The sequence below is a fragment of the Micromonospora sp. NPDC005291 genome (assembly GCF_040607415.1).
Lineage (GTDB): Bacteria > Actinomycetota > Actinomycetes > Mycobacteriales > Micromonosporaceae > Micromonospora.
In genome coordinates this window covers 201489-223789 of record NZ_JBEXGR010000009.1, presented here as the reverse complement: position 1 = coordinate 223789, position 22301 = coordinate 201489, and the positions used below count along the sequence as shown (strand labels likewise).

At 70.1% G+C, this 22301-nt stretch carries 17 protein-coding genes; 5 read left to right on the top strand and 12 right to left on the bottom strand.

What is annotated here, in order from left to right; all coding sequences use genetic code 11:
* Window positions 1–500 precede the first annotated feature (500 nt).
* Both ABZT18_RS15685 and ABZT18_RS15680 read right to left on the bottom strand, forming a co-directional pair.
* A complete protein-coding gene (locus ABZT18_RS15685) occupies window positions 501–1340 on the bottom strand; it encodes a GNAT family N-acetyltransferase (protein WP_354993180.1) in 840 nt (279 codons plus the stop codon).
* 57 nt (window positions 1341–1397) lie between these two features.
* Window positions 1398–2621, bottom strand: a complete 1224-nt coding sequence (locus ABZT18_RS15680; protein WP_354993179.1) for an MFS transporter — start codon at window positions 2619–2621, stop codon at window positions 1398–1400.
* Window positions 2622–2734: 113 nt separating this feature from the next.
* Here ABZT18_RS15680 and ABZT18_RS15675 point away from each other — a divergent pair, with 113 nt between their 5' ends.
* The gene (locus tag ABZT18_RS15675; RefSeq protein WP_354993178.1) at window positions 2735–3322 is read left to right on the top strand and encodes a PadR family transcriptional regulator; all 588 of its coding nucleotides are present in this window, start codon (window positions 2735–2737) and stop codon (window positions 3320–3322) included.
* Window positions 3323–3477: 155 nt separating this feature from the next.
* Here the strand turns inward: ABZT18_RS15675 and ispG are convergent, their stop codons facing one another.
* From ispG to ABZT18_RS15650, 5 genes are all read right to left on the bottom strand, one after another.
* Entirely contained in the window at window positions 3478–4650 is a 1173-nt protein-coding gene (ispG, locus tag ABZT18_RS15670) for a flavodoxin-dependent (E)-4-hydroxy-3-methylbut-2-enyl-diphosphate synthase (RefSeq protein WP_354993177.1), read from the bottom strand.
* Between the two features lie 9 nt (window positions 4651–4659).
* Window positions 4660–5910, bottom strand: coding sequence for a site-2 protease family protein (locus ABZT18_RS15665; RefSeq protein WP_354993176.1), 1251 nt, complete (start codon window positions 5908–5910; stop codon window positions 4660–4662).
* Window positions 5910–7121, bottom strand: a complete 1212-nt coding sequence (gene dxr / locus ABZT18_RS15660) for a 1-deoxy-D-xylulose-5-phosphate reductoisomerase (protein ID WP_354993175.1) — start codon at window positions 7119–7121, stop codon at window positions 5910–5912. The genes ABZT18_RS15665 and dxr overlap by 1 nt, the downstream gene beginning before the upstream one ends.
* 196 nt (window positions 7122–7317) lie before the next feature.
* Window positions 7318–7962, bottom strand: a complete 645-nt coding sequence (locus ABZT18_RS15655) for a Uma2 family endonuclease (RefSeq protein WP_354993174.1) — start codon at window positions 7960–7962, stop codon at window positions 7318–7320.
* A 368-nt stretch (window positions 7963–8330) separates the two neighbouring features.
* Window positions 8331–12302, bottom strand: a complete 3972-nt coding sequence (locus ABZT18_RS15650) for a CARDB domain-containing protein (RefSeq protein ID WP_354993173.1) — start codon at window positions 12300–12302, stop codon at window positions 8331–8333.
* A 495-nt stretch (window positions 12303–12797) separates the two neighbouring features.
* On the opposite strand from ABZT18_RS15650, the gene ABZT18_RS15645 reads away from it, so the two are divergent.
* Window positions 12798–12980 (top strand): hypothetical protein, encoded by a 183-nt coding sequence (locus tag ABZT18_RS15645; protein WP_354993172.1) that lies wholly within the window; start codon window positions 12798–12800, stop codon window positions 12978–12980.
* Here the strand turns inward: ABZT18_RS15645 and ABZT18_RS15640 are convergent.
* The gene (locus ABZT18_RS15640; RefSeq protein ID WP_354993171.1) at window positions 12965–13543 is read right to left on the bottom strand and encodes a GNAT family N-acetyltransferase; all 579 of its coding nucleotides are present in this window, start codon (window positions 13541–13543) and stop codon (window positions 12965–12967) included. The two genes, ABZT18_RS15645 and ABZT18_RS15640, sit on opposite strands and share 16 nt — an antisense overlap.
* 51 nt (window positions 13544–13594) lie before the next feature.
* Here ABZT18_RS15640 and ABZT18_RS15635 point away from each other — a divergent pair, with 51 nt between their 5' ends.
* The gene (locus ABZT18_RS15635; RefSeq protein ID WP_354993170.1) at window positions 13595–14437 is read left to right on the top strand and encodes a YhjD/YihY/BrkB family envelope integrity protein; all 843 of its coding nucleotides are present in this window, start codon (window positions 13595–13597) and stop codon (window positions 14435–14437) included.
* 118 nt (window positions 14438–14555) lie between these two features.
* Window positions 14556–16151, top strand: coding sequence for an NAD(P)/FAD-dependent oxidoreductase (locus ABZT18_RS15630; RefSeq protein ID WP_354993169.1), 1596 nt, complete (start codon window positions 14556–14558; stop codon window positions 16149–16151).
* Between the two features lie 105 nt (window positions 16152–16256).
* Here ABZT18_RS15630 and ABZT18_RS15625 read toward each other — a convergent pair whose 3' ends face one another.
* Window positions 16257–17837 carry a Rieske 2Fe-2S domain-containing protein gene (locus tag ABZT18_RS15625; protein ID WP_354993168.1) on the bottom strand — a complete coding sequence of 527 codons (1581 nt, stop codon included), beginning with the start codon at window positions 17835–17837 and terminating at the stop codon, window positions 16257–16259.
* A gap of 197 nt (window positions 17838–18034) precedes the next feature.
* On the opposite strand from ABZT18_RS15625, the gene ABZT18_RS15620 reads away from it, so the two are divergent.
* A complete protein-coding gene (locus tag ABZT18_RS15620) occupies window positions 18035–18256 on the top strand; it encodes a DUF2631 domain-containing protein (RefSeq protein WP_354993167.1) in 222 nt (73 codons plus the stop codon).
* Between the two features lie 85 nt (window positions 18257–18341).
* Here the strand turns inward: ABZT18_RS15620 and ABZT18_RS15615 are convergent, their stop codons facing one another.
* The 3 genes from ABZT18_RS15615 to ABZT18_RS15605 form a co-directional block, all read right to left on the bottom strand.
* Entirely contained in the window at window positions 18342–19562 is a 1221-nt protein-coding gene (locus ABZT18_RS15615; protein WP_354993166.1) for a DivIVA domain-containing protein, read from the bottom strand.
* A gap of 31 nt (window positions 19563–19593) precedes the next feature.
* Window positions 19594–20751, bottom strand: coding sequence for a 23S rRNA (adenine(2503)-C(2))-methyltransferase RlmN (gene rlmN, locus ABZT18_RS15610; RefSeq protein WP_354993165.1), 1158 nt, complete (start codon window positions 20749–20751; stop codon window positions 19594–19596).
* 104 nt (window positions 20752–20855) lie between these two features.
* Window positions 20856–22172 carry a phosphatidate cytidylyltransferase gene (locus ABZT18_RS15605; protein WP_354993164.1) on the bottom strand — a complete coding sequence of 439 codons (1317 nt, stop codon included), beginning with the start codon at window positions 22170–22172 and terminating at the stop codon, window positions 20856–20858.
* Window positions 22173–22301: the final 129 nt, after the last annotated feature.

Sequence of the window (22301 nt, the reverse complement as noted above, 5' to 3'; positions counted from 1 at the left end):
CAGGCCACCGACCTCGTCGGCCAGCACTGGAACAGCTGACCCACATGACCTAAACCGCTGGCCGGCACCCCAACCCGGGGGATGCCGGCCAGCGGCGTTTCCACGCCCTGCACACCCCGCTCGGGCTGGTGGATGCGCGCGGCGCGCTGGCCGGTACCGGGACGCGCTACGAGCGTCGCGCTGGCCGGTGCCGGGATGCGCTGGACTGGCCGGTGCCGAGACACGCTGCGAGCGACGCACAGGCCGGTGCCGGGACGCGCTACGAGCGTCGCGCTGGCCGGTGCCGGGATGCGCTGGACTGGCCGGTGCCGAGACACGCTGCGAACGACGCACTGGCGGGTGCGCGAACGCGCTGCGCGCGACGCGCCGGCTGGTTCGGGAGGCGGATGACCTTGCCCCAACTGGCGCCGGCACCTGACGGCGGGCACTGCACCGCGGCCAACCCAACGCAGACGCCAGCGCCCAGCGCCCCACCGCCCAACCCTGAAAACGGTCAGCGGTCAGAAGAGGACTGTGGCGAGGGTTCCGATCGGCTGGAAGCCGCAGCGCTCGTAGACCCGGCGGGCCGGGAGGTTGAAATCGTTGACGTACAGGCTGACCGTGGGGGCGACCCGCAGCAGCGCGTCGCGGACCACGGCTGCCATGGCGGCGGTGGCGATCCCTCGACCCCGCCACTCCGGTGCCACCCAGACGCCCTGGACCTGCGCGGTCCGTTTGGTCACCACGGCCAACTCGGCCTTGAACACGACCTTGCCATCGACGAAGCGGGCGTACGCCCGACCGGCCCGGACCAGGTCGTTGACCCGGCGGCGGTAGCTGCGCCCGGCGTCCTCGGCCAGCGGGGAGACGCCGACCTCCTCGGTGTACATGGCTACCGCCGCCGGGAAGAGCCGATCGACCTCGCCGGAGCGGACCTGGCGTACCTCCGGGTCGGCCGGTACGGACGGCAGGGTGTCGGCGGCGAGCAGTGGCTGGTTGGGGCGGACGTCTCGTGCTGGCCCCCAGGTGTCGGAGAGCCGGTCCCACAGCCCGAGGACGGCATCAGCCCGACCGACGATGGAGGAACACAACCGCTCCTCACCTGCGAGCAGATCGGCGAAGGCGGCCACCGCGGCGTCGGTTGCCAGGACCGGGGTCAGGTTGCCGCCGAGCCAGCAGAGTGATTCCAGGTTGCGGCGGGTGCCGTACCCCAGGATTCTGCCCTCGGCCCGCCACCAGGAGAGCCCGCGCGCGGCAATCCGCTCGGCGACCTGCGCGCCCGCGAACGGGTCATGGTCGAGCAGTCGCTCGACCGCGCGGCGCTCCGATTCCCCCAGTTGGCGTACCGGCACCGTCAGCACGACTATCAGCCTGCCAGATCGACCCCCCGCTCCGCCGGTCGAGTGACAAGGCCGATCTCAGACGGTCACCGGCTCTGCGGGCTCGCTGATCGACCGGGTCCGCCCGGCCCAGCGGACAACCGGGGGCACCAGGGCCCCGAGCAGGAGAAACAGGGCACCGAGCACAAGCCAGCCCGGTACGCCCCAGCCGAGCGCGAGGCTGGTCACCACCACCGGCGCGAGCATCTTCCCCAGTTCGTAGCCCATGCCGTACGCCCCCTGGTACTGCCCCTGGGCGTCTGCCGGCGCCAGCCCGAAGGAGATCCCCCAGCCGGCGACGGAATGCCACAGCTCCCCGGTCACGTGTGCCAGCGACCCGCAGCAGAGGAAGGCGACGGCGGCAGCCGTGGGCAGTGCGCCGCTGACGGCGAAGAGTACGCAGGCCAGGGCAATGGCCACGCCCGCTCGACGGGCGGCGCGGGCGGCTCCGGGCAGGGTAGCGGCGCTCCGCGTGGCACGTACCTGGAAGAGCACCACCAGCACGGTGTTGACCAGCGTCAACACGGAGATCATCCAGATGGGTGCCCGGGTGTGTCCGGCGATCCACAGTGGCAGGGCGAGGGTGAGCAGGCTGAAGTGCATGGACATCAGCCCGTCGACCAGGGTGAAGGCGAGGAACGGGCGGTCCCGCAGGGCGATCAGCCGGGGGCCGTGGGTCGGAGCGGCGACCGGGGCGACGCTGGGCAGTCGAAGGAAGATCACCGCTGCGGCCAGTGACGCCGCCGCCGCGGTCAGGATCAGCGCGACGTACCCGGTTCGCGTGTCGGCGGCGATGGCGAAGCCGCCGAGGACGGCACCGACGGAGATCCCGACGTTGGTGGTGGCCCGCAGGTAGGCGCGAGTGCGTACCCGCTGGTCGGCCGGGATCGCTCCGGCGATCAGCGCGCCCCGGGCGCCGCGCTCGACTGCGTCTGCGAGCGCCGTGGCGGCTCCCACCAGCAGGAATGTGGGGAACGACCGGACGGCGATCAGGCCGATGGTCAACGTGCCGGCGGCGAACAGTGCGCTGACCTGCACGCCTCGTGGGCCGACGCGGTCGGCCAGGTAGCCGCTCGGTGTGCTGGCCAGCACACCGACCAGCGCCGAGATGGTCAGCCCGATGCCCACCTGGGTCGCCGACAGGCCGACCGATCGGGTGAGGAAGAGCGCGCTCGCGACGAGCCAGAGCCCCCGCCCTGTGGTCTTGACCAGGGTGCCGAGGGTGAGGACCCGGGCCGGGCCCGGTGGGGGAAGCAGGCGCATGCCCGACACCTTAGCAAGACGTACGTACGGTTTGTAAAGGAGAGGGTTGTCAGCGATGCATTGCCGATATATCGTTGATGCATCAGCGACAGTACGAAGAGAGGGAGAACCCCATGAGGTTCCACCGACAGCACCACCAGATGCACGAGGCTCGGATGCGTGGGTTCGGCTTTCCGCCGGTCCCCCCCGGTCCGCACGGCCACGAGCACGGACACGGCGGCCCTTGGGGCGGTCGGGGCCGAGGGCGAGGTCGGGGCCGACGCCCCAACGTCCGGGGCGCCGTGCTGGCCCTGCTCACCGAGCGGCCGATGCACGGCTACGAGATGATCCAGGAGATCGACTCCCGCACCGGCGGTGCGTGGCGGCCGAGCCCGGGCTCGATCTACCCCACCCTCCAGCTCCTGGAGGACGAGGGCGTGATCGTCGCCAGCACGGAGGAGTCCGGCGGCGGGCGGAAGCGGTTCACGGTCACCGAGGCCGGTCAGGCGGAAGCCACCGAGGCCGCCCAGACCCCGCCGTGGGCGGACGTCGCCCAGGGCACGGTGAGCAGCTGGCACGACATCCGCGACTCCGGTGCGCAGGCGATGAACGCCCTGCGTCAGGTGATGATGAACGGCACCGACGACCAGCGCGAGCGGGCCGCCCAGGTGCTCGACGAGACGCGACGCAAGCTGTACGCGATTCTCGCCGAATCCGAGTGACGCAAGGCCGCACCACAGCACAGCACACGGCACCACAGCGCCGCACCACAGCAGCGCTGTACGCCACAGCACCTACCCGCCGCGCATCGGCGGGCCGGGACACAACGAAAGCGGCCGTTCCCCGCAGGGAACGGCCGCTTTTTCCACATGGAAAATCAGTGCACGGTGACGGTCGGGCCGGTGACCAGCCCGCGCAGTTCCTCGGGAAGCTCGGCGCCCATCTCGTCGGCGATCCGCAACGCCTCCTCGATCAGCGTCTCCACGATCTGCGCCTCGGGCACCGTCTTGACGACCTTGCCCTTGACGAAGATCTGGCCCTTGCCGTTGCCGGAGGCGACGCCGAGGTCGGCCTCGCGGGCCTCACCCGGACCGTTGACGACGCAGCCCATCACGGCCACCCGCAGCGGCACCGGCAGTCCTTCCAGACCGGCGGTGACCTCCTCGGCGAGCTTGTAGACGTCCACCTGGGCCCGCCCGCAGGACGGGCAGGAGACGATCTCCAGGCCCCGCTCGCGCAGGCCCAGCGACTCCAGGATCTGGTTGCCGACCTTGATTTCCTCCACCGGCGGGGCGGACAGCGACACCCGGATCGTGTCGCCGATCCCCTCGGCCAGCAGGGCACCGAAGGCGACCGCCGACTTGATGGTGCCCTGGAAGGCCGGGCCGGCTTCGGTGACGCCCAGGTGTAGCGGGTAGTCGCACTGCTCGGCCAACTGCCGGTACGCCCGGATCATCACGACCGGGTCGTTGTGCTTGACCGAGATCTTGATGTCGCGGAAGCCGTGCTCCTCGAACAGCGAGCACTCCCACAGCGCCGACTCGACCAGCGCCTCGGCGGTGGCCTTGCCGTACTTGCTGAGCAGCCGCTTGTCGAGCGACCCGGCGTTGACGCCGATCCGGATCGGCACGCCGGCGTCACCGGCGGCCTTCGCGATCTCCCGGACCTTGTCGTCGAACTGGCGGATGTTGCCCGGGTTGACCCGGACCGCCGCGCAACCCGCGTCGATCGCCGCGAAGACGTACTTGGGCTGGAAGTGGATGTCGGCGATCACCGGGAGCTGCGACTTCTTGGCGATCGCCGGCAGCGCCTCGACGTCGTCCTGGGACGGCACCGCCACCCGGACGATCTGGCAGCCGGACGCGGTCAGTTCGGCGATCTGCTGGAGGGTGGCGTTGATGTCGGAGGTGAGGGTGGTGGTCATCGACTGCACGGACACCGGCGCACCGCCACCGACCGGTACCGAGCCGACCATGATCTGGCGGCTGGCCCGGCGGGGAGCGAGCGGCGGGGGTGGCACGGCGGGCATACCGAGACTGATTGCGGTCACTTCAGGCACTCACCTTGAGAAGAGCGTGATGGGGTTGACGACGTCCGCGGCGATGGTCAGCAGCGTGAACGCGCCACCGATCAGGATCACCACGTACGTGAAGGGCATCAGCTTGAGGTAGTCCACCCGGCCGGGGTCGGCCCGGCCGATCCGCGCGTAGACCCAGGAGCGGGCCCGTTCGAACCAGGCGATGGCGATGTGACCGCCGTCCACCGGGAGCAGCGGCAGCAGGTTGAACACGCCGATGAAGAAGTTCAGCGACACGAAGAGCATGAAGAAGACCAGCCAGGCGTTGTTCTCCACCGCCTCGCCGCCGAGTCGGCTGGCGCCGACCACGCTGATCGGGGTGTCCATGTCCCGCTCACCGCCGGTGAGGGCGGTCCACAGGGCGGGGACCTTCTGCGGGAGACGCTGGAGCGCCTGGGCGGTGCCGACGGCCAGTTGACCGGTGAAGTCGGCGGTGGCGCCGAAGGCGCCGATCGGGCCGTACGTCACGCGGGTGGGGGTGCTGGGGACGAGGCCGACGCCGAGGGCGGCCACCGGTGCGGCAGCGCCGCTCGGGTCGTTCAGGGGCGGCCGCTGGGTCTGTGCGAGCACCGTGCTGGTGCTGCCCGGCTGCCCGTCGCGGACGTACTGGATCTGCGCGGTCTCCCCGGGCTTGAGATTGCGCAGCGTGGTGAGCAGGTCGCCGTAGGAGCCGATCGGGGTGCCGTTGATCGCGGTGATCCGGTCACCGTTGCGCAGTTGCGCCTGGGCGGCCGGGCTGGCCGCGTCGGCGGACGTGCACGCCCGCACCGCGTTCTCCGGCACGACGCACTGGCTGAGCTGGATGACCGCGGGCTCCGCGCGGGCCTGCGAGTCGGTGGTCGGGAAGTCCGGGTTGGGCAGGCCGGCGGAGACGGCGAGGATCCAGATCGTGATCAGGGCGAGCGCGAAGTGCGTGATCGACCCGGCGGCCATCACGATCGTCCGCTTCCAGACCGGGTAGCGCCACATCACCCGCGACTCGTCGCCCGGCTCGACGTCGTCGTCCTGCGGAGTCATCCCGACGATCTTGCAGAAGCCGCCGAGTGGAATGCCCTTGAGGCCGTACTCGGTCTCACCCCGCCTGAACGACCAGATGGTGGGGCCGAAGCCGACGAAGTACTTCGTGACCTTCATCCCGAACGCCTTGGCGGTGAGCAGGTGCCCCGCCTCGTGCAGACTCACCGAGATGAGAATGGCCAGGGCGAAGAGGACCACCCCGAGCAGGTACGACATCAAGCTCCTTCCACCGAACCCGCGATGATCTCCTGCGCGTGCGCGCGTGCCCACGACTCAGCCGTGAGCACGTCCTCGACGGTACCTGGTTCGTCGAAGTCCGGAGCGTCCTCCAACACGCGTTCCAGGGTGTCGACGATGCCGAGGAACGGCAGCCGGCCTGCCACGAACGCCGCCACGCACTCCTCGTTCGCCGCGTTGTAGATCGCCGGGCGGCAGCGACCGGCCTCCCCCGCGGCCTTGGCCAGCGCGACGGCCGGGAACGCCTCGTCGTCGAGCGGCGCGAACTCCCAGGTGTGCGCGGCCGTCCAGTCGACGGCGGAGGCGGCCTCAGGCACCCGGTCCGGCCAGCCGATCCCCAGCGCGATGGGCAGCCGCATATCGGGTGGGCTGGCCTGGGCGATCGTCGACCCGTCGACGAACTCGACCATCGAGTGGATCACCGACTGCGGGTGCACCATCACCCTGATGTCCGCGTAGGGCACGTCGAACAACTCGTGCGCCTCGATCACCTCGAGCGCCTTGTTGACCATGGTGGCCGAGTTGATCGTGACGACCGGCCCCATGTTCCAGGTCGGGTGCGCGAGGGCCTGCTCGGGTGTGACCTGCGTCAACTCGTCGCGCTGCCGACCCCGGAACGGGCCGCCGCTGGCCGTGACGATCAGCCGGCGCACCTCGCCGCGCGACCCGGAGCGCAGGCACTGGGCCAACGCCGAGTGCTCCGAGTCGACCGGGACGATCTGCCCCGGCCGCGTCACCGCGGCCTTGACCAGCGGGCCACCGGCGACGAGGGACTCCTTGTTGGCCAACGCGAGGGTACGACCACCGCGCAGCGCGGCCAGCGTAGGAGCGAGGCCCAGCGAGCCGACCACCCCGTTGAGCACGACGTCGCACGGCCACTGGGCCAGCTCGGTCATCGCGTCCGGCCCGGCCACGATCTTGGGAAGCTTGAAGTCTCCGGTGGCCCACCCACGCCGGCTCGCCTCGGCGTAGAACGCGAGCTGGAGATCCTGCGCGGCGGACGCCCTGGCCACCCCGACGGCCTCGACGCCCAGCTCCAGGGCCTGAGTGGCGAGCAGCTCGACGTTGCCGCCGCCCGCACCGACGGCGACGACCCGGAACCGGTCCGGGTTGCGCCGGACGATGTCGATGGCCTGTGTGCCGATCGAGCCGGTGGACCCGAGTAGGACGAGGTCGCGGGGGGAAGTCACGCGGCCATTCTTCCCCACCGCCGCTGTACGCCCACTGGGAGCCTCAGCCCTCCCCGCTCACCTGCGGATCGACGGGCTCCTCCGGCCGGTGATCGACTCCAGATCACCGACATAGGGGTATCCCCAACCCTGGACACCCCGACATCGCCGAAACGGTGTCGATCAAGCGTGTCGCCCCAGCCCTCTCGCTGTGGGATCAGCCGTCGGTGGCCGGCTCCTCCGGCAGCGCTTCCTCGCCGAGCAGGTCGGCCGGATCGAGGGAGAACTCGAACGGCTCGCGCATGACGAACCGCGTCCCGGCTGCAGCAGCAGCCACCGGCCGGTACTCCCCCTCGGTCAGCTCGTACAACGCGAGAGTTGGCACCCGATTCCGCAGGTCGACCCTGAGGAAATAGGGCACGCCCACGGCGGCGTACTCACGCGGTCGGTCAATGATGTCCTTGCGTCGATTTCCGGGAGAGACGATTTCACCGAGAAGCACGGCATGCCTGATGTCCATCGTTGTTCTGCCGCCGCCCGGAGCATCGAGAATGACGATGTCCGGGATGAAGAGGTTCTCGCCCGAGACGACGTTCGCCTCCACATAGAGCCACAGCTTGGCGCGACGGGCTGCCTGCTTGAGGAGATAGGCGAGATCCAGCTCGGCGTCCTGATGGTCATACCCGGCGTGTGGTGTCACGACCACACTTCCGCTCAGGACCTCAACCTTGGGGCCGTTGGTCTCCGGCAACAGGTCGAGGGCGAGCTGCGCGGTCCACGGCTCGTCGTGCCACCGCAGCACGTCGAATGACGGCTCGGTGTGCTGCGGCGCCGGCTCCGGCGCGAACGCTGCCTGGGCCATCTGGGCTCACCCCCTCAGCGGACCATCCTGCTCAGACCAACCTAGTCCCGCAGCCCTCACCGCAACGGCATCGCACACCCTGTCCGGCATCGACGGAGCGGCCCCACGGTTATCGCCAGGCCCGAGTGTTCTGTGACGCCAAGCTCGACTACGCCGGCCGCTGCCAGCGCCGCGACGACCACGACGGAGCCTGCGCGACGGCACCTGGCGATGATCGACTCCAGATCACCGACATGGGGGCATCCCAGCCCTCGGACACCCCGATATCGCCGAAACGGTGTCGATCAAGCGGCCGTGGCCCGCCGGATGAGCGTGCTCCCCCGGTGCCGGAGCACCGAGGGAGCACACGGGTCAGGCGAGCGCCGGGCCTAGCCTCCGTTGATCACGAACTGCGAGCCCGGCTGGATGACGATGTTGCCGTCGCCCGAGTTCGTGATGGTCACGTTGGTCAGGTTGGCATTGCCACGGGCGCCACTCATCGCGAGGATGCCGGCGCCGTTGTTGGACTTGTCGATCCGCACATTGGTGATCGCGACGTTCGGCATGTTGCCGCCGCCGTTCTTGAACTGGATGCCGTCGTACGTCGAGTCGTAGATGTCGGTGTCCCGGATCGTGACCCCGACGATGTCCCGGGTGGCCGGGAAGAGCGTGATGGCACCGAACTCCTGGTCCTCGTTCCAGAAGACACCACCGGCCCGGTAGAGCCCGTTGTTGGCGATCAGCGTCGTCCCGGAGAAGGGCAGCGGGTCGTGGTCGGTCGCCAGCATGATGCCCGGGTAGTTCATGGTGTCGTAGATCAGGTTGTTCTCGATCGAGTTGTCGTAGCCGCCGTAGATGGCGATGCCGTTCGCCCGCCAGGGCAACTGGATGGTGTTGTTGACGAAGTGGTTGTCGTGGGCGATGTCGACGCTGCGGTCCTTGACGTACGGGTTGGCCCAGACAGCGAGGGCGTCGTCACCGGTGGTGCGGAAGGACGAGTTGAACACCCGCGAGTTGCGCGTGCCGTTGCTGAAGTTGATGCCGTCGGCGTACGTGTTACGGATCCGCATGCCGCTGAAGTCCAGCCCGTCGGCCGGGCCCCAGAGGTCGGGGATGTTGTCGTAGTCGCGCCCCACCCAGACACCCACGTTGGCGTGCTCGATCCAGACGTTGCTGATCCGGGTGCCCGTACCGAAGCGACCGTTCAGACCCACGCCGCCCTCGGCGTTGCCGTCACCGCCACGGATCCGGCCCGAGCCGAAGATGGCGATGTCGGAGATCTGGGTGTTCTTGTCGATGTCGAAGCCGAAGTTGCCCTCGTGTGGGTGATTGATGCCGCCCACCACGTTCTGCGGCTCGGTCAGCGTGTAGAGCTGCGAGTGCCACATGCCCGCGCCTCGGATGGTGACGTTGCTGATGCCGACCTGGTTGTGCGTACCCCGGTTCTGTGGGTCGTCGGTCAGGATCTTCTGCTCCTGCCGCCACTGCCCGGCGGGGATCCACACGCAGCTGATGACGCCGTTCTGGTCGTCGGTCACCGCCCGTTGGATGGCGGCGGTGTCGTCGAGCCCGTCGTTCGGGATCGCACCGTACGAGGTGATCGAGGTGCAGCCGGCCGGCTGGCTCGCCGCCGGTGCCACCTGCTCCAGGTCGATCATGTCGATGACGTAGAACGAGGCGGTGTCACCCGAGTCACGCTGCAACTTGAACCGGGTGCCGGCCGGGTATGACTGCGACAGCAGCGCGTTCGACTCGTCGAACAGCCGTCGGGCGTCGGCCTGCGGGGTGTTGGTCAGCGCCTCCGGCCCGTCGGTGTTGCCGTAGAGCCAGCTGTGCCGCGACGACAACGTCAACTTTCGGGAGAAGACGTCGTTGACGTAGAGGCTGATGGTCGCCTCGATGCCGCCGCCACCGGCCGCGTCCGGGATGGAGTTGCGCACCACGATGGAGTTGGCCTGGTTGGCGGAGGTGAACTCGACGAACTGCCCGGTGCTGGTGAGCCGTACCGACTTGCGGCCCGAGGACTCGGTCGCGAAGTTGGTGTGGCCGAAGGTGCGCAGCGGGTCGGGCTCCAGCAGCGTGCCCTGGTAGCGGCCGGCCTCCGCCTCGTAGGAGACGTACGGGACCGCTGCACCACGCCCGACGACGATCGACTGGCTGAACGCGTTGTTGGTCTCGTTGGTCTCGGTGACCGCGTTGGTGGCATCGGCGGTGGCGGTGAGGGTGGCGCCGCCGCTGGTGGCGGTCCAACTGCCGGTGACGGCCACGGTGACCGTCGCGCCGGCCGCGATCGAGGCGGTGTTGGTGTTGAGCGTGGTGTTGCCCACCACCAACCGGGTGACCGTGGTCGCGCCGGTCGCGGTGGTGCCGCGGTTGCGGACCGCCACGGTGAAGGTGACGGACGCCCCGACGGCCGGGTTCGGCGGGTTGGAGCTGATGCTGAGCACCTGCAGGTCGGGGCCCGGGGCCTGCGCGACCACCAGCGGTGCGGGTGCGGTGAAGCTGTTGTTGCCGTCGTTCTGCTCGACGATCGTGTTCGTCGGGTCGACCACCGCCGAGACGGCGTAGCTGCCCATCGGTCGCGTACCGGCGTTGAACGACACGGTGGTCGAGGCGCCCGCGCTGAGCGCCCCCACCGTGGCGCTGCCGACGACCGCGCCGGCCAGGCTGAAGTTCACCGTGGTGGCGCCGGCCGCCGCCGAGCCGATGTTCCGGACCACGGCCGAGAGGGTGACCGGCGTGACCTCGCTGGGCGATGCGGGCGACCAGGTCGTCGAGCTGATGACCAGGTCCGGGTTGGGGGCCGGCGTGCCGCACACCTCAAGCTCGGCCACCTGGCCGGACGGAGCGCCGGTGTTGCCGGTGAACCGCAACTGCACGTCCGAGGTTGTCGCGGTGACCGGGATGCTCACCACGTTGTTGCCCTGGGCGAACTGGTAACTCGCCGCCGACACCAGACTGGTGTACGCCGATGAGGCCTGGTCGCGGCCGAGGACCTGGATGGTCTGGGTACGGGTGCCCCAGGCCGGGTCCGGGTTGAGCTTGACGGTGACGCCGGAGATGGAGTGGTTCGCGCCCAGTGCCACGGTGAGGTTCTGCGGGTAGCTCGCCGCACCTTCCCAGTACGTGCCGAGCTGCCCGTCGTTCGCCTTCTCGGGGGTGAAGGTGAAGGTGGAGCCGGACGCCGTCATGCTCTTGCCCTGCGCGACGTTCGTGCAGGCCGGGGGCTGGGTGCCGGTCCGGGTGACCGTGTTGCTGTTGCCGGACAGGTTGCCGGCGCCGTCGCGGGCCCGGACGTAGTAGGACACGGTCGCCGTCGCGGGTTGGGTGTCCTGGTAGGTGAGGACGGTGCCCAGGGTCGCGATCAGGCTGCCGCCACGGTAGACGTTGTAGCCGGCCAGGCCGCTGCCACCGGAGTCGGTGGAGGCACCCCAGTTGAGCGTGATCGTGCTGCCCGACGTGCTGTGCGACAGCGTGCCCGGGACGCTCGGCGCGGTGGTGTCACCGCTGCCGGTGCGGGTCACCGTGTTGCTGTTGCCGGAGACGTTGCCTGCGACGTCACGGGCCCGAACGTGGTACGACACCGTCGCCGTGGCCGGCTGCGTGTCGTTGAAGGTGGTCACGTTCGCGATGGACTGGAGGAACGCGCCGTTGCGGTAGATGTCGTAGCCGGCGATGCCGCTGCCGCCCGCGTTGTCGGTCGACGCGACCCAGTTGAGGGTGATGGTGGTGCCCGACTGGGTGTACGAGAGGTTGCCCGGCACGCTCGGCGCGGTGGTGTCCGGACCGCCGCCACCGCTGCCGTACACCTCCAGCTCGGACAGTTGCCCGGCCGGCCAGCCGCTGTTGGCGGTGACGGTGATCCGAACGTAGCGGGTGGCGGTCTGGCTGAAGTTGATCGTGACCGTGCTGCCGGTTGCCGGGTTGAAGGTGTAGGTCTGCGACCCTGACAGGTCGGTGAACGACGAACCGTTGGCGCTGCCCTGCACGCTCAACGTCTGCGTACGGGTCGCCCAACCGGAGGTCGGCAGCTTCAGCACGACCTGGTTGACGCTCTGCGATGAGCCGAGATCGACCTGCACCCACTCGGGGAACGAGTTGTTGACGCTCTCCCAGTAGCTGCCCGCGTTGCCGTCGACGACCTTCGACGAGTCGTAGACGTCTGCGTGGCCGCTCTCCTGGGTGGGGCGACCCTGGGCGAGGTTGGTGGCCGCCGGGGCGAAGCCGGTGCGTGGCGCGGCTGCCGTGTCTGCGGGGCGGGCGGCGTCGGCAGGGTTCGCGACGGCCGTCGCGCCTGCCGTGGCGATCAGCGTGGCCGCGACTGTCGCCGCCACCATCCTGAACAGATTCGTTCGTCTCATCACTGTCCTTGTCGTCGGGGGACGGTTGCCGCGGGCGGCTTGACCACGGGGTGGGTGTGCGGCGGTGCATCACCGGCCCGACGCGGGGGACGCGATCGGGCCGGTGACGGGGGGTGCCGAAGAGACGACGTGCTAACGGTGCGGGGGCACCGCATTGCGGGATGAACCCCATCAAGAAGGATCGGTCCATCGGATTTTTCCTACGCATGCAATGAATCAAGCACGTCTTTGTCGAGATCTTGCATCGCGTTGACCAAAGATTACTGACGTGCTACGAAGGCGTCAACACTTCGACCACCGTGACTATTGATGGCAATCCACGTACCGACGCGCCTGCCCCGCCGTGGCCGACCGGCTGCGACGACGGCTACGACCTGGTGATGGCGGGTCGGTGAGAGGACCGCGCATCCCAAGGTCAAGGAACTCGTACACGTCAAGGTCGTCGCCCTGACCCTGCGCGGTCGTGCCGCGGTCGTGTGCATGCAGGAGCGCGGCGTGATCCCGCGCATGAGCGCCGAGGACGTGGTCACGGCCAGCCTGCGCCGCCTGGAACTGGGGGAGGTCGTCCTCGCCCCGGGCGTCGAGGACGCCGGCCTCCTCGACGCGGTCTTTCGCACTGACCTCGCCGCTTTCGGAGGCCGGCGCCCCGAACTCGCCCCCCGCTATCTGCCCGGCTGACCCGAGGACGGGTGTCCGCCCGGGGCGGCCAGGACGAAGGTCTCCAACTCCTCCCCGCCATACCAGTCGGTGCGCCGGCCCACGTGCGCCATGCCGAGTCGCCGGCAGACCGCCATCGACGGCTCGTTACCCGGCGATACGACCGCGTAGATCTCCGAGGTGCCGGCGGCGAACTCCCGCGCCATGAGCGCACGGGCGGCCTCGGTGGCGTAGCCGTGACCCCACGAATCCGGGTGCAGGTGCCAGCCCGTCTCAATGTCTTCGGTACGCCGTCCCTCATCGCGCCCCGGCAGTGGCTTGAGCAACGCCGTGCCCGCCACCAGGCCGGTCTCGCGTACCTGGACAGCCCAGGTGCCGTACCGGCCGGCGTCGGCGGCGTGCCGGTCCCGCCAGAGTTCCAGCCGCTCGACGGCCTGGGCCGGGTCGGTCATCGGCAGTCCCGGTGACGCGCCCAGCCATCGGGTGATGTCAGGGCGGGAGTAGATGTCGTAGATCCGGGCCAGATCGGCCGGATCGGCCGTCCAGTCGCGCAGGATCAGGCGTTCGGTAGTGACAACGGTCATGGCGCGCGATCTTAATGAGTGACCGACCCTCTGGCAGGGAAAGAGATCCCGATGGGCAGCGGATGGCAGCGGGCGAAGCGCATCACCAGTGCCGCGTTCCGACCCGTGCGCGGGCGAGACCTGTCGCTGCACGCCGCCGCGATCACCTTCTACGGGGCGATCGCGGTGGTGCCGGTCGCCCTGCTGGCGATCTGGCTCACCGCGCTGGTCGCCGGGGCCGACCGGGTACGCCGGCTGACCTCGTACGCCGTGGAGGCCCTACCCACCGCGATCGGCGCGCCCCGGGCCGTGGACGCGCTGGTCAACGCCGGGGTGGAGCTGACCCCGCTGCTGGCGCTGGCCTCACTGCTGCCCGCCTCGCTGTACGGCGAGGGTCTGCGCCGCGCGTTCGTCTCGGTGGCCGCGCCGCGCTCCGATGAGCACCTGGTCGGCTGGCGGGGCCGGCTACTGCTGCTGCCGCTGCTCGCGCCCGCCCCGGCGCTGCTGCTGTCGATCCTGTTGGCGCTGCCGCTCACCACCCATCTCGTGCGCCGGGGCGGCTGGTTCGGCGTGCTGGGCGTGGTGCTGTCGTTCCTCGCGGTCTGGCTGGTGCTCACGCCGGTGCTGATGTGGGTGTTCCGGGTGGTCGGGCCGGCCTCGCCGGACTGGCTCTCCACGCTCGCGATCGGGTCGTTCACCGCGGCGAACCTCTCCGGCTTCATGCACGGCTTCGTGCTCTTCGCCTCCCTCCCACTGAACCTCGGGGTGCCGTTCGGTGGCTTCGACGAGATCGGCGCAGGCGTGGCCGTACTCCTCTGGCTCTACCTGTTCCACGTGATCGTCCTGGCCGGCTACTCGGCCACCCTGGCCCTCTCCCGCTGGCGCGCCGACCGCACCACCCCCCAGCCCAGGTGATCAAGAGGTTTGCGTCACCGAAAGCGCCTCTCGTGACGCAAACCTCTTGATCACCAGGCGAGGGCCGGGCCGGGCGGGGGCGGGCGGGGGGCCGGGGTGCGGACTAGGCTGCGGCGGCATGAGCAGTGAGATTCCGGCCCGCGCCGACGTCGTGATCGTCGGTGCCGGGCACAACGGCCTGGTCTCCGCAGTCCTGCTGGCCCGCGCCGGCCTGGACGTCCTGGTGCTGGAGGCCGCCGACATGATCGGCGGCGCGACCCGCACCGAGAACCCGTTCCCGAAGGTGCCGGGGCTGCGCCACTCCACCGGCTCGTACCTGCTCGGGCTGATGCCGCCGGAGCTGCTCACCACGCTCGACGTACGGATCCCGGTGCTCCGACGCGACCCGCACTACTTCCTGCCCACGCCGGGCGGTCTCGGCTCGCCGTACCTGCTTTTCGGCAGTGACACCGCCGCTACCCGGGCGCAGCTCGCCGAGTTCTTCTCCCCCGCCGACGTGGCCGCCGACGACGCCATGCAGGCCGAGTTGGCCGCGCTGCGCGAGGATCTCGCCCCGGCCTGGCTGGCGGAGCCGCTGAGCGTCCAGGAGACCGCCGAGCGGCACGTCCGCCCGGCGCTGCGGCAGGTCTTCGTCGACCTCGTCCAGGGCTCGGTGGCCGACTACCTGGCCCGGTTCGAGTTCCGCTCCGAGCTGCTGGTCAGCATGTACGCGGTCACCGACGGGCTGTCCGGGCTCAACGCCGGCCCGGACGACCCCGGGACGGGCCACAACTTCCTCGTGCACAACATGTGCCGGCTACCCGGCTCGGGCGGCACCTGGATGATCGCCGAGGGTGGGATGGGCACGGTCTCGCGCACGTTCGCCGAGGCCGCCCGCGCCGCCGGGGCGACCATCCTGACCGGTACGCCGGTGAGTGCGGTGACCCTGGACGGCGGCGCGGCGAGCGGAGTGGTGCTGGCCGACGGCCGGCAGGTCGCCGCACGGGTGGTGCTCGGCGCGTGTGACCCGTACCGGCTGATCAACCTGTTGCCCGACGGCGCGCTCCCGGCGCCGCTCGGCGAGCGGATGGCGGCGGTCCGCCGCCCCGGCACGACCCTCAAGCTCAACCTGGCGCTCACCGGGCTGCCGCAGTTCTCCTGCCTGCCGGTCGGTACGCCGAGCCCGTTCGGTTCGACCATCCATCTGCTGCCCGGCTCCGCATCGCTGGTCGGTGGGGAGGCCACCTCACCGATGACGGCACTGCGGGCGATGTGGGCGGACGTGCAGGCCGGGCTGCTGCCGGCGGAGCCCACCATCGAGTGGTATCTGCACACGACCGTCGACCCGTCGCTCTCCGACGCCGCCGGGCACCACTCGTCGGCGCTCTTCGTGCAGTCGGTCCCCTACGAGCTGGCCGGCACCACCTGGGACGCCGAACTGCCCGGCTACGTCGACCGGCTCATCGAGATCGTCGAGCGGTACGCCCCCGGCACGGCCGACCTGATCGCCGACGCGGTGCCACTGCCCCCACCGGGCATCGAGGCCCACTTCGGCATCACCGGCGGCCACATCCACCACGTAGACAACACGGTGTCGTTCACGGATCGGATGCCCTACGCCACCGGCATCGACGGCGTGTACGCCGGCAGCGCCGGCTGCCACCCGGCCGGCAGCGTGATCGGCGCAGCCGGCCACAACGCCGCCCGCCGCATCCTCAAAGACCTGAACCCCTAACCCGCCCGACACCGCGTCGATCATGGAGGCGTGGTGCCTGCTTTGGGGCAGGGAGCGGATTTTGTCACCCACCACAACTCCATGATCGACGCGCTTGGAGGCTGGTTAGATCGCGGCCTCGCCTGCTGGGGAGGGGGTTTCCGCGTCTACGCGATGGGCTCGGACCTTGTGGCCGACGCTCGTCAGGCAGCGGCCAGACGGCAGGTCGAAGCGCCAGCCGTGCAACTGGCAGGTGAGCTGGTCACCGTCGACGATGCCGAACCGGGTGAGGTCCGCCTTCAGGTGCGGGCAGCGCCGCTGCACCACCCAGTCGCCCAGGGTGACGTCCTCGGCGTCGGTGCTGCGCTCGTGCTCGTCATACCAGCCCTCGGCGTACTGGAGCCGCTCCTCGGAGAGGCACTTGAAGAACGCGTAGACGAACTCGTTGTACTGACCGATCCGGGCCGCCGAGAACCGGCAGGACAGGAAGAGCGAGTTGACCCAGTCCACCTCGTCGATGAAGAGCAGATGCTCGATCAGCGACCGCTCGGTACGGAACCGGTAGCGCACCTTCTCCTCGGCGTACGGCCGGACCTCCTTACCCGGGAAGTCCACCACGATTGATTCGACGCTCACCCCGTCGTAACCCACCAGGTCGAAGCGGACCGGGCCACCGACCCCCTTGGCCAGGTAGATCGACTCGTCGAGCAGCGGCTCGATCCGGCGCTTCATCTGGCCGAGCACGTCCACCTCGGGGTGCCGCCAGGACGCCTTCTCCGCCTCGATGATGGGGCGCTTGCGCTCCCGCATCTCTTCCAGGTGGGCGACCTTGTTCGCGAAGAACTCGTCGATCGGCACCGGGTGAGTGGTGGTCGCACCCTCGGTGGTGACCTCGGTGACGCTGCCGGGCAGCAGCACGATGCCGTTGGTGCCGCCGACCTTGGCGTACTCCGACAGGAAGACGGACTGGTCGGGGAAGATGTTGCCCTCGTCGCCGTGGATGTCGTTGAACTGCCACAGCTCGTCGTCGAGGAAGCACGGAGGGCCGGCGATCGGGAAGACGTGCGACGCCTTCAGGTCGTCGATGTAACGCCAGGTCCGGTCGAACTGCCGGTCGCGCTTCTGCTTACCGAACGCGGTCTTCGCCGCCTGCGGCAGTTCGTAGACCATCGGGTACCAGATCGCGCCGGAGAACTGGAGCAGGTGCGCGTGCACATGCCCCAGCTCGGCGAAGACGGTCAGGTCGGTGGGGCGGGCGTCGTTCTGGTTGAGCAGCCGCACCCCGTCGTACTCGACCCAGAGCGAGGAGTCGCCGATCGGCCCGTCGGTCGGGCTGGTCAACGCCTGAATCATGATCTTCAGGCCGCCGGGCAGCTCCACGACCTGCTCGTTGGGGGCCTTCAGGAACTTCGTGAAGCCCAGCGCCCGGAACTCGTCCTCCATCTCCGAGGTGGGGAACTCAGGGAGCAGAACCGTGGCGTCCTTGGAGACGAAGTCCCGCAGATGCTTCGCGTCGAAGTGGTCCCGGTGCAGGTGGGAGACATACAGGTAGTCGACCTGGCCCAGGCTCTCCCAGTCGAGCAGGGAATTGTCGGGGAACGGGAACCACGAAGCGAAATAGGCCGGATTGACCCACGGGTCGCACAGAATACTGCCCGCGGCCGTGTCGATCCGCATGCTGGCGTGCCCGGTTCCGGTCACTCGCACCGCACAGTCCCCCTCAAACAGACAATCAGGTGTACGCCAAACGCTACCGGAGCGAGTCTGACCGCCGCCCCTCGATGCCGGCAGTGCCGTTCGGCCCGGGTGGGCAAGGCCGATGGCCGGGAAACCCCCACCCGACCGTACCGAGCAGGAGGCGTGCCAGACTAACCAAAGATCCGATCGCGAGGGAAGGACCGACAGTGGCAGGAAGCGAGCCGGTAACGTCGCCAGACCAGCACAAGCCCGGACACCGCAAGTCCGGGCAGATTGGCGCGGTGCTGTCCGCGCTGGCGCTGCTGGCGATGATCTGCGGCAACCACGAGGGCAGGGTCGAGGACATCTGGCTGATCGGCCTGGCCGCGCTGCTGCTGATCATCGTGATCGGCGACGCCGTGCTGCGGCGCAACGGTCTGCGCTCCTGACCCGACCGCCCGCCGGACGACCGGCCGACAACGCCGAGGGCCCGCCCCCACCCGGGGGACGGGCCCTCGTCCGTACAGATCGGGGTCAGCGCCCGAAGAGGATGTCCTGCACGTCCTTGAGCGCGGCGTCGACCTCAGCCTCGAAGTAGCCACCGGGCACCAGGCCGAACCGGAGCGTGTCCAGGTCCTTCGGGTCGACCGGCATCGGGTTACGGCGCTGCATGCCGCCGAGCAGGGTGTCGAAGAATCGGTCCACCTGGTCGGGGTCGTACCCGCTGCCGAACCGGCGCACCTGGAAGCTACGGCGGATCTGGTCGACCCGGTACAGGTCGCTGCCGGGCGGGCCAGCCATCGGCGGACCACCCATCGGGGGGCCAGCCACAGCGGGCGGACCGGCCATCGGCGGGCCACCGATGCCCTGCTGCGACATCGGAGGCGGACCGGCCGGGCCACGGCGCATGTCGCGCAGGTCCCGCTCCGGCATCCGGATCTCGGCGGTCATGTCGGCGCGGCCGTGCCGCCCGGCCTCGAAGCCGTCGAAGCGCGGTTCCTCCGGCGGATAGCCACCGGGCGAGCGCTGGCCGTCGGGGCCGTACCCACCGGGCGAACGCTGATCATCCGGGCCGTAACCACCGGGCGAACGCTGATCATCCGGGCCGTAACCACCGGGCGAACGCTGATCGTCGGGGCCATACCCACCCGGCGAACGCTGATCATCCGGGCCGTAGCCACCAGGGCCTGCGGGGAGGCCGCGCGGCGGGACTCCGTGGCCACCCATCGGGCCGGGGCCCATCGGGCCGCCGGGGCCCATCGGGCCAGGGCCAGCCGGGCCTCGCGGCGCGTCGTAACCGCCACGGGGGGCGTCGTACCCGCCGGCGAAGGCGCCGGTCGGCTCGTCGTAGCGGCCGTAGCGGTCGGCGGGCGGGCCGGCCTGCGCGGGCATCGGCCGGGGCGGCATCGGCTGCGGAACCATGCCCCGGTCATCGCGCATCGGCGGGCCCATACGGTCCGGAGGGCCCATCCGGTCACCCATTCGAGGGTCGCCGCCGCGCCCGGCGCTGCTGCGCTCCTCCAGCTCGGCCAACTGCCGCTCGACCCGGTCCAGGTGCAGGTCGACCTGCCACTCGTCGTAACCGTTGAACCGGACCCGGAAGACGACGTCGTGGACCTCCTGGGAGGCCACCGGGGCGCCGACCTGTCGGCCGTCGAGCGTCGCCTCGACCCGGTCGAGGAAGGCATCCACCTCGTCGACCTTGTATCCCCGGCGGAGCGCCTTGCGCCGGAAACGCTGACCCTGACTCGCCACTATGTCTCCTGGTCTCGTTCGCCACGCCCGGTCACGCCGGTGCCTCTCCGGCGCGGTCGGTGTTGGTGTCGTTGTCCTCGGCGGCGGCGAGCTGGCCACACGCGCCGTCGATCTCGCGACCTCGGGTGTCCCGTACGGTGGTGGACACCCCGGCGTCGCGCAACCGCCGGACGAACTCCCGCTCAACCGGCTTCGGGCTCGCGTCCCAGCGGCTGCCCGGCGTCGGATTGAGCGGGATGAGGTTCACGTGGGCCAACTTGCCGGCCAGCAGCCGCCCGAGCAGGTCAGCTCGCCACGGCTGGTCGTTCACGTCCTTGATCATCGCGTACTCGATCGACACGCGACGGCCCGTCCGGGCGGCGTAGTCCCACGCTGCGTCCAGCACCTCAGCTACCTTCCAGCGCTGGTTTACCGGCACAAGTTCGTCGCGCAGATCATCATCGGGCGCGTGCAACGACAGCGCAAGGGTCACTGAGAGGTCTTCGCTGGCCAGTCGGCGGATGGCCGGCACCAGGCCGACCGTGGAAACGGTGATGTGCCGCTGGGACAGGCCGAGCCCCTCCGGAGCAGGGCTGACCAGTCGACGGACCGCCGCGATGACCCGGTTGTAGTTGGCCAGCGGCTCGCCCATGCCCATGAAGACGACTCGCGACAGCCGCGGCGGAGAGCCGGCGACCGCGCCGGAGGCCGCCACCCCGGCCATGTACACCGCCTGGTCGACGATCTCAGCGGTGGACAGGTTGCGGGTCAGCCCGGCCTGGCCGGTCGCGCAGAACGGGCAGGCCATGCCACAGCCGGCCTGGCTGGAGATGCAGACTGTCACCCGGTCGGGGTAGCCCATCAGCACGCTCTCAACCATTGCACCGTCGTGCAGCCGCCACAGCGCCTTACGGGTCGCACCGTCGTCGCAGGCCAACTCCCGCACCGGGTTGAGCAGCGTGGGCAGCAACTGACCGGCCAGCCGTTCGCGGGTCGCCGCCGGCAGGTCGGTCATTGCCTGCGGATCGCGGACCAGCCGCCCGAAGTAGTGGTTCGAGACCTGCTTGGCGCGGAAGGCCGGCTCGCCCAACTCGGTGACCAGCGCCTGCCGGCCCGCCAGGTCCAGGTCAGCGAGGTGCTTCGGCGGCATGGACGCCCGGCGCGCGGCGGGGGCGTTCGAGATGACAGGGATCAACGGCAGGCTCGTCATGGCTGGTCCAGTGTGTCACGCCGCTGGCGGCAGGTGCCGGTCCGGAGGTGTCGAACGGGCCGCGACCGCCGGAGCCGGAAGACCGGGACGCCGTGATTCATACCTCAGTTCACCATCGGCACGAAGATCGCCAGCAGCAGGTAGGCGGTCGGCACCGCGAACAGGATCGAGTCCAGTCGGTCCATCAGACCGCCGTGGCCGGGCAGCAGGTTACTCATGTCCTTGACACCGAGATCCCGCTTGATCATGGACTCGGCCAGATCGCCGAGGACCGCCGCGCAGGAGACCGCCACCCCGAACAACGCGCCCCACCAGGGGGCCACCTCGAACATCAGCCACAGCAGCAGCGCACTGCCCAGGGCCGCCGCGGTGACCGAGCCGGCGAAACCCTCCCAGGATTTCTTCGGACTCACCGACGGGGCCATCGGGTGTCGGCCGAAGGAGACACCGGCCGCGTATCCGCCGGTGTCGGAGAGGACCACCGCGATCAGCGTGGCCAGGATGCGCAGCGGGCCGTCGTCGGGGGCTGCCGCCAGCAGCGCCGCGAAACCGCCGAGGAACGGCACGTAGACGGCGATCAGGGTGGCTGCGGTGAGATCCCGCTGGAAGCCGGCCGGACCGTCGCCCAGCCGCCAGATCATGGTGCCCAGCACGGTGACCAGTAGCCCCAGGCTGAGCGCGTCCGGGCCGGCGAACCAGGCCAGACCGACTGTCAGCACACCACCGGCGATCAGCGGCACCAGCGGCGGGTGGGCGCCGCTGCGCCGGACCGCTCGGGCCATCTCCCACATGCCGATGGCGATGGCGGCGGCGATCACCGGCAGGAACGCCAACGGGTAGAAGGCCAGCGGCACCACGATCAGCGCGCCGAGGCCGAGCCCGACCCCGATCGCCGCTGGGAGGTTGCGGCCGGCGCGCCCATTGCCCAACTGCTGGGTGGCGGGTCGGTCGGCACTGGCCCGGCGTCGACCTCTCGACCGTCGACCGGTCGCCGCCGGTTCCTGGTCCGGTGCCGGATCGGCCCGGACGGGCGCGAACTGCTCGGTCGGATACCCGGGGTCGTCGAGGCGGGCGGGAGAGCTCCGGTCCGGGTCCGGGTGCTCCGGGCCGTCGTAACCGGTCGGGCCGTCGCCAGTGGCGGACAGGTGGTCGTACCGGTTGCGATCGTCGAAACGATCGTGCCGGTCACGGTCGTCGAAGCGGTCCCGGTCGTCCGGGCGGCCACGCTCGTCGTACGGGTCCGTCGGGTGGGGGTCGGTGTACGGCCGGGTGTGCGGCTCGGCGTACAGCTCGGGGCCGGGGGCTGGACGGCGGCTCCACTGGCCGGCATCCAGGTCCTGTTCGGGCCAGGGCAGTGCCACCGGGCGCTCGGGCCGGTCCCAGCCGCGAGGCTCGCTGCCGTAGGGGTCGGGGTGGGACATCACGCACCGCGACGCGACACGAGAACCACCACATGACGCAAGACCACAAGCATCCCCTACAGCGCGATGTTCCTCCGATTGACCGCCCCGACGGTCGGTCGATTCCCGGTGTTCACCGCCCGGTGGCCG

Coding starts and splice junctions, on each gene's coding strand:
- ABZT18_RS15680 (WP_354993179.1), bottom strand. CDS start 2,621: ATGCGCCTGCTTCCCCCACCGGGCCCGGCCCGGGTCCTCACCCTCGGC.
- ABZT18_RS15675 (WP_354993178.1), top strand. CDS start 2,735: ATGAGGTTCCACCGACAGCACCACCAGATGCACGAGGCTCGGATGCGT.
- ABZT18_RS15665 (WP_354993176.1), bottom strand. CDS start 5,910: ATGTCGTACCTGCTCGGGGTGGTCCTCTTCGCCCTGGCCATTCTCATC.
- ABZT18_RS15655 (WP_354993174.1), bottom strand. CDS start 7,962: ATGGCCCAGGCAGCGTTCGCGCCGGAGCCGGCGCCGCAGCACACCGAG.
- ABZT18_RS15650 (WP_354993173.1), bottom strand. CDS start 12,302: ATGAGACGAACGAATCTGTTCAGGATGGTGGCGGCGACAGTCGCGGCC.
- ABZT18_RS15640 (WP_354993171.1), bottom strand. CDS start 13,543: ATGACCGTTGTCACTACCGAACGCCTGATCCTGCGCGACTGGACGGCC.
- ABZT18_RS15635 (WP_354993170.1), top strand. CDS start 13,595: ATGGGCAGCGGATGGCAGCGGGCGAAGCGCATCACCAGTGCCGCGTTC.
- ABZT18_RS15630 (WP_354993169.1), top strand. CDS start 14,556: ATGAGCAGTGAGATTCCGGCCCGCGCCGACGTCGTGATCGTCGGTGCC.
- rlmN (WP_354993165.1), bottom strand. CDS start 20,751: ATGACGAGCCTGCCGTTGATCCCTGTCATCTCGAACGCCCCCGCCGCG.
- ABZT18_RS15605 (WP_354993164.1), bottom strand. CDS start 22,172: ATGTCCCACCCCGACCCCTACGGCAGCGAGCCTCGCGGCTGGGACCGG.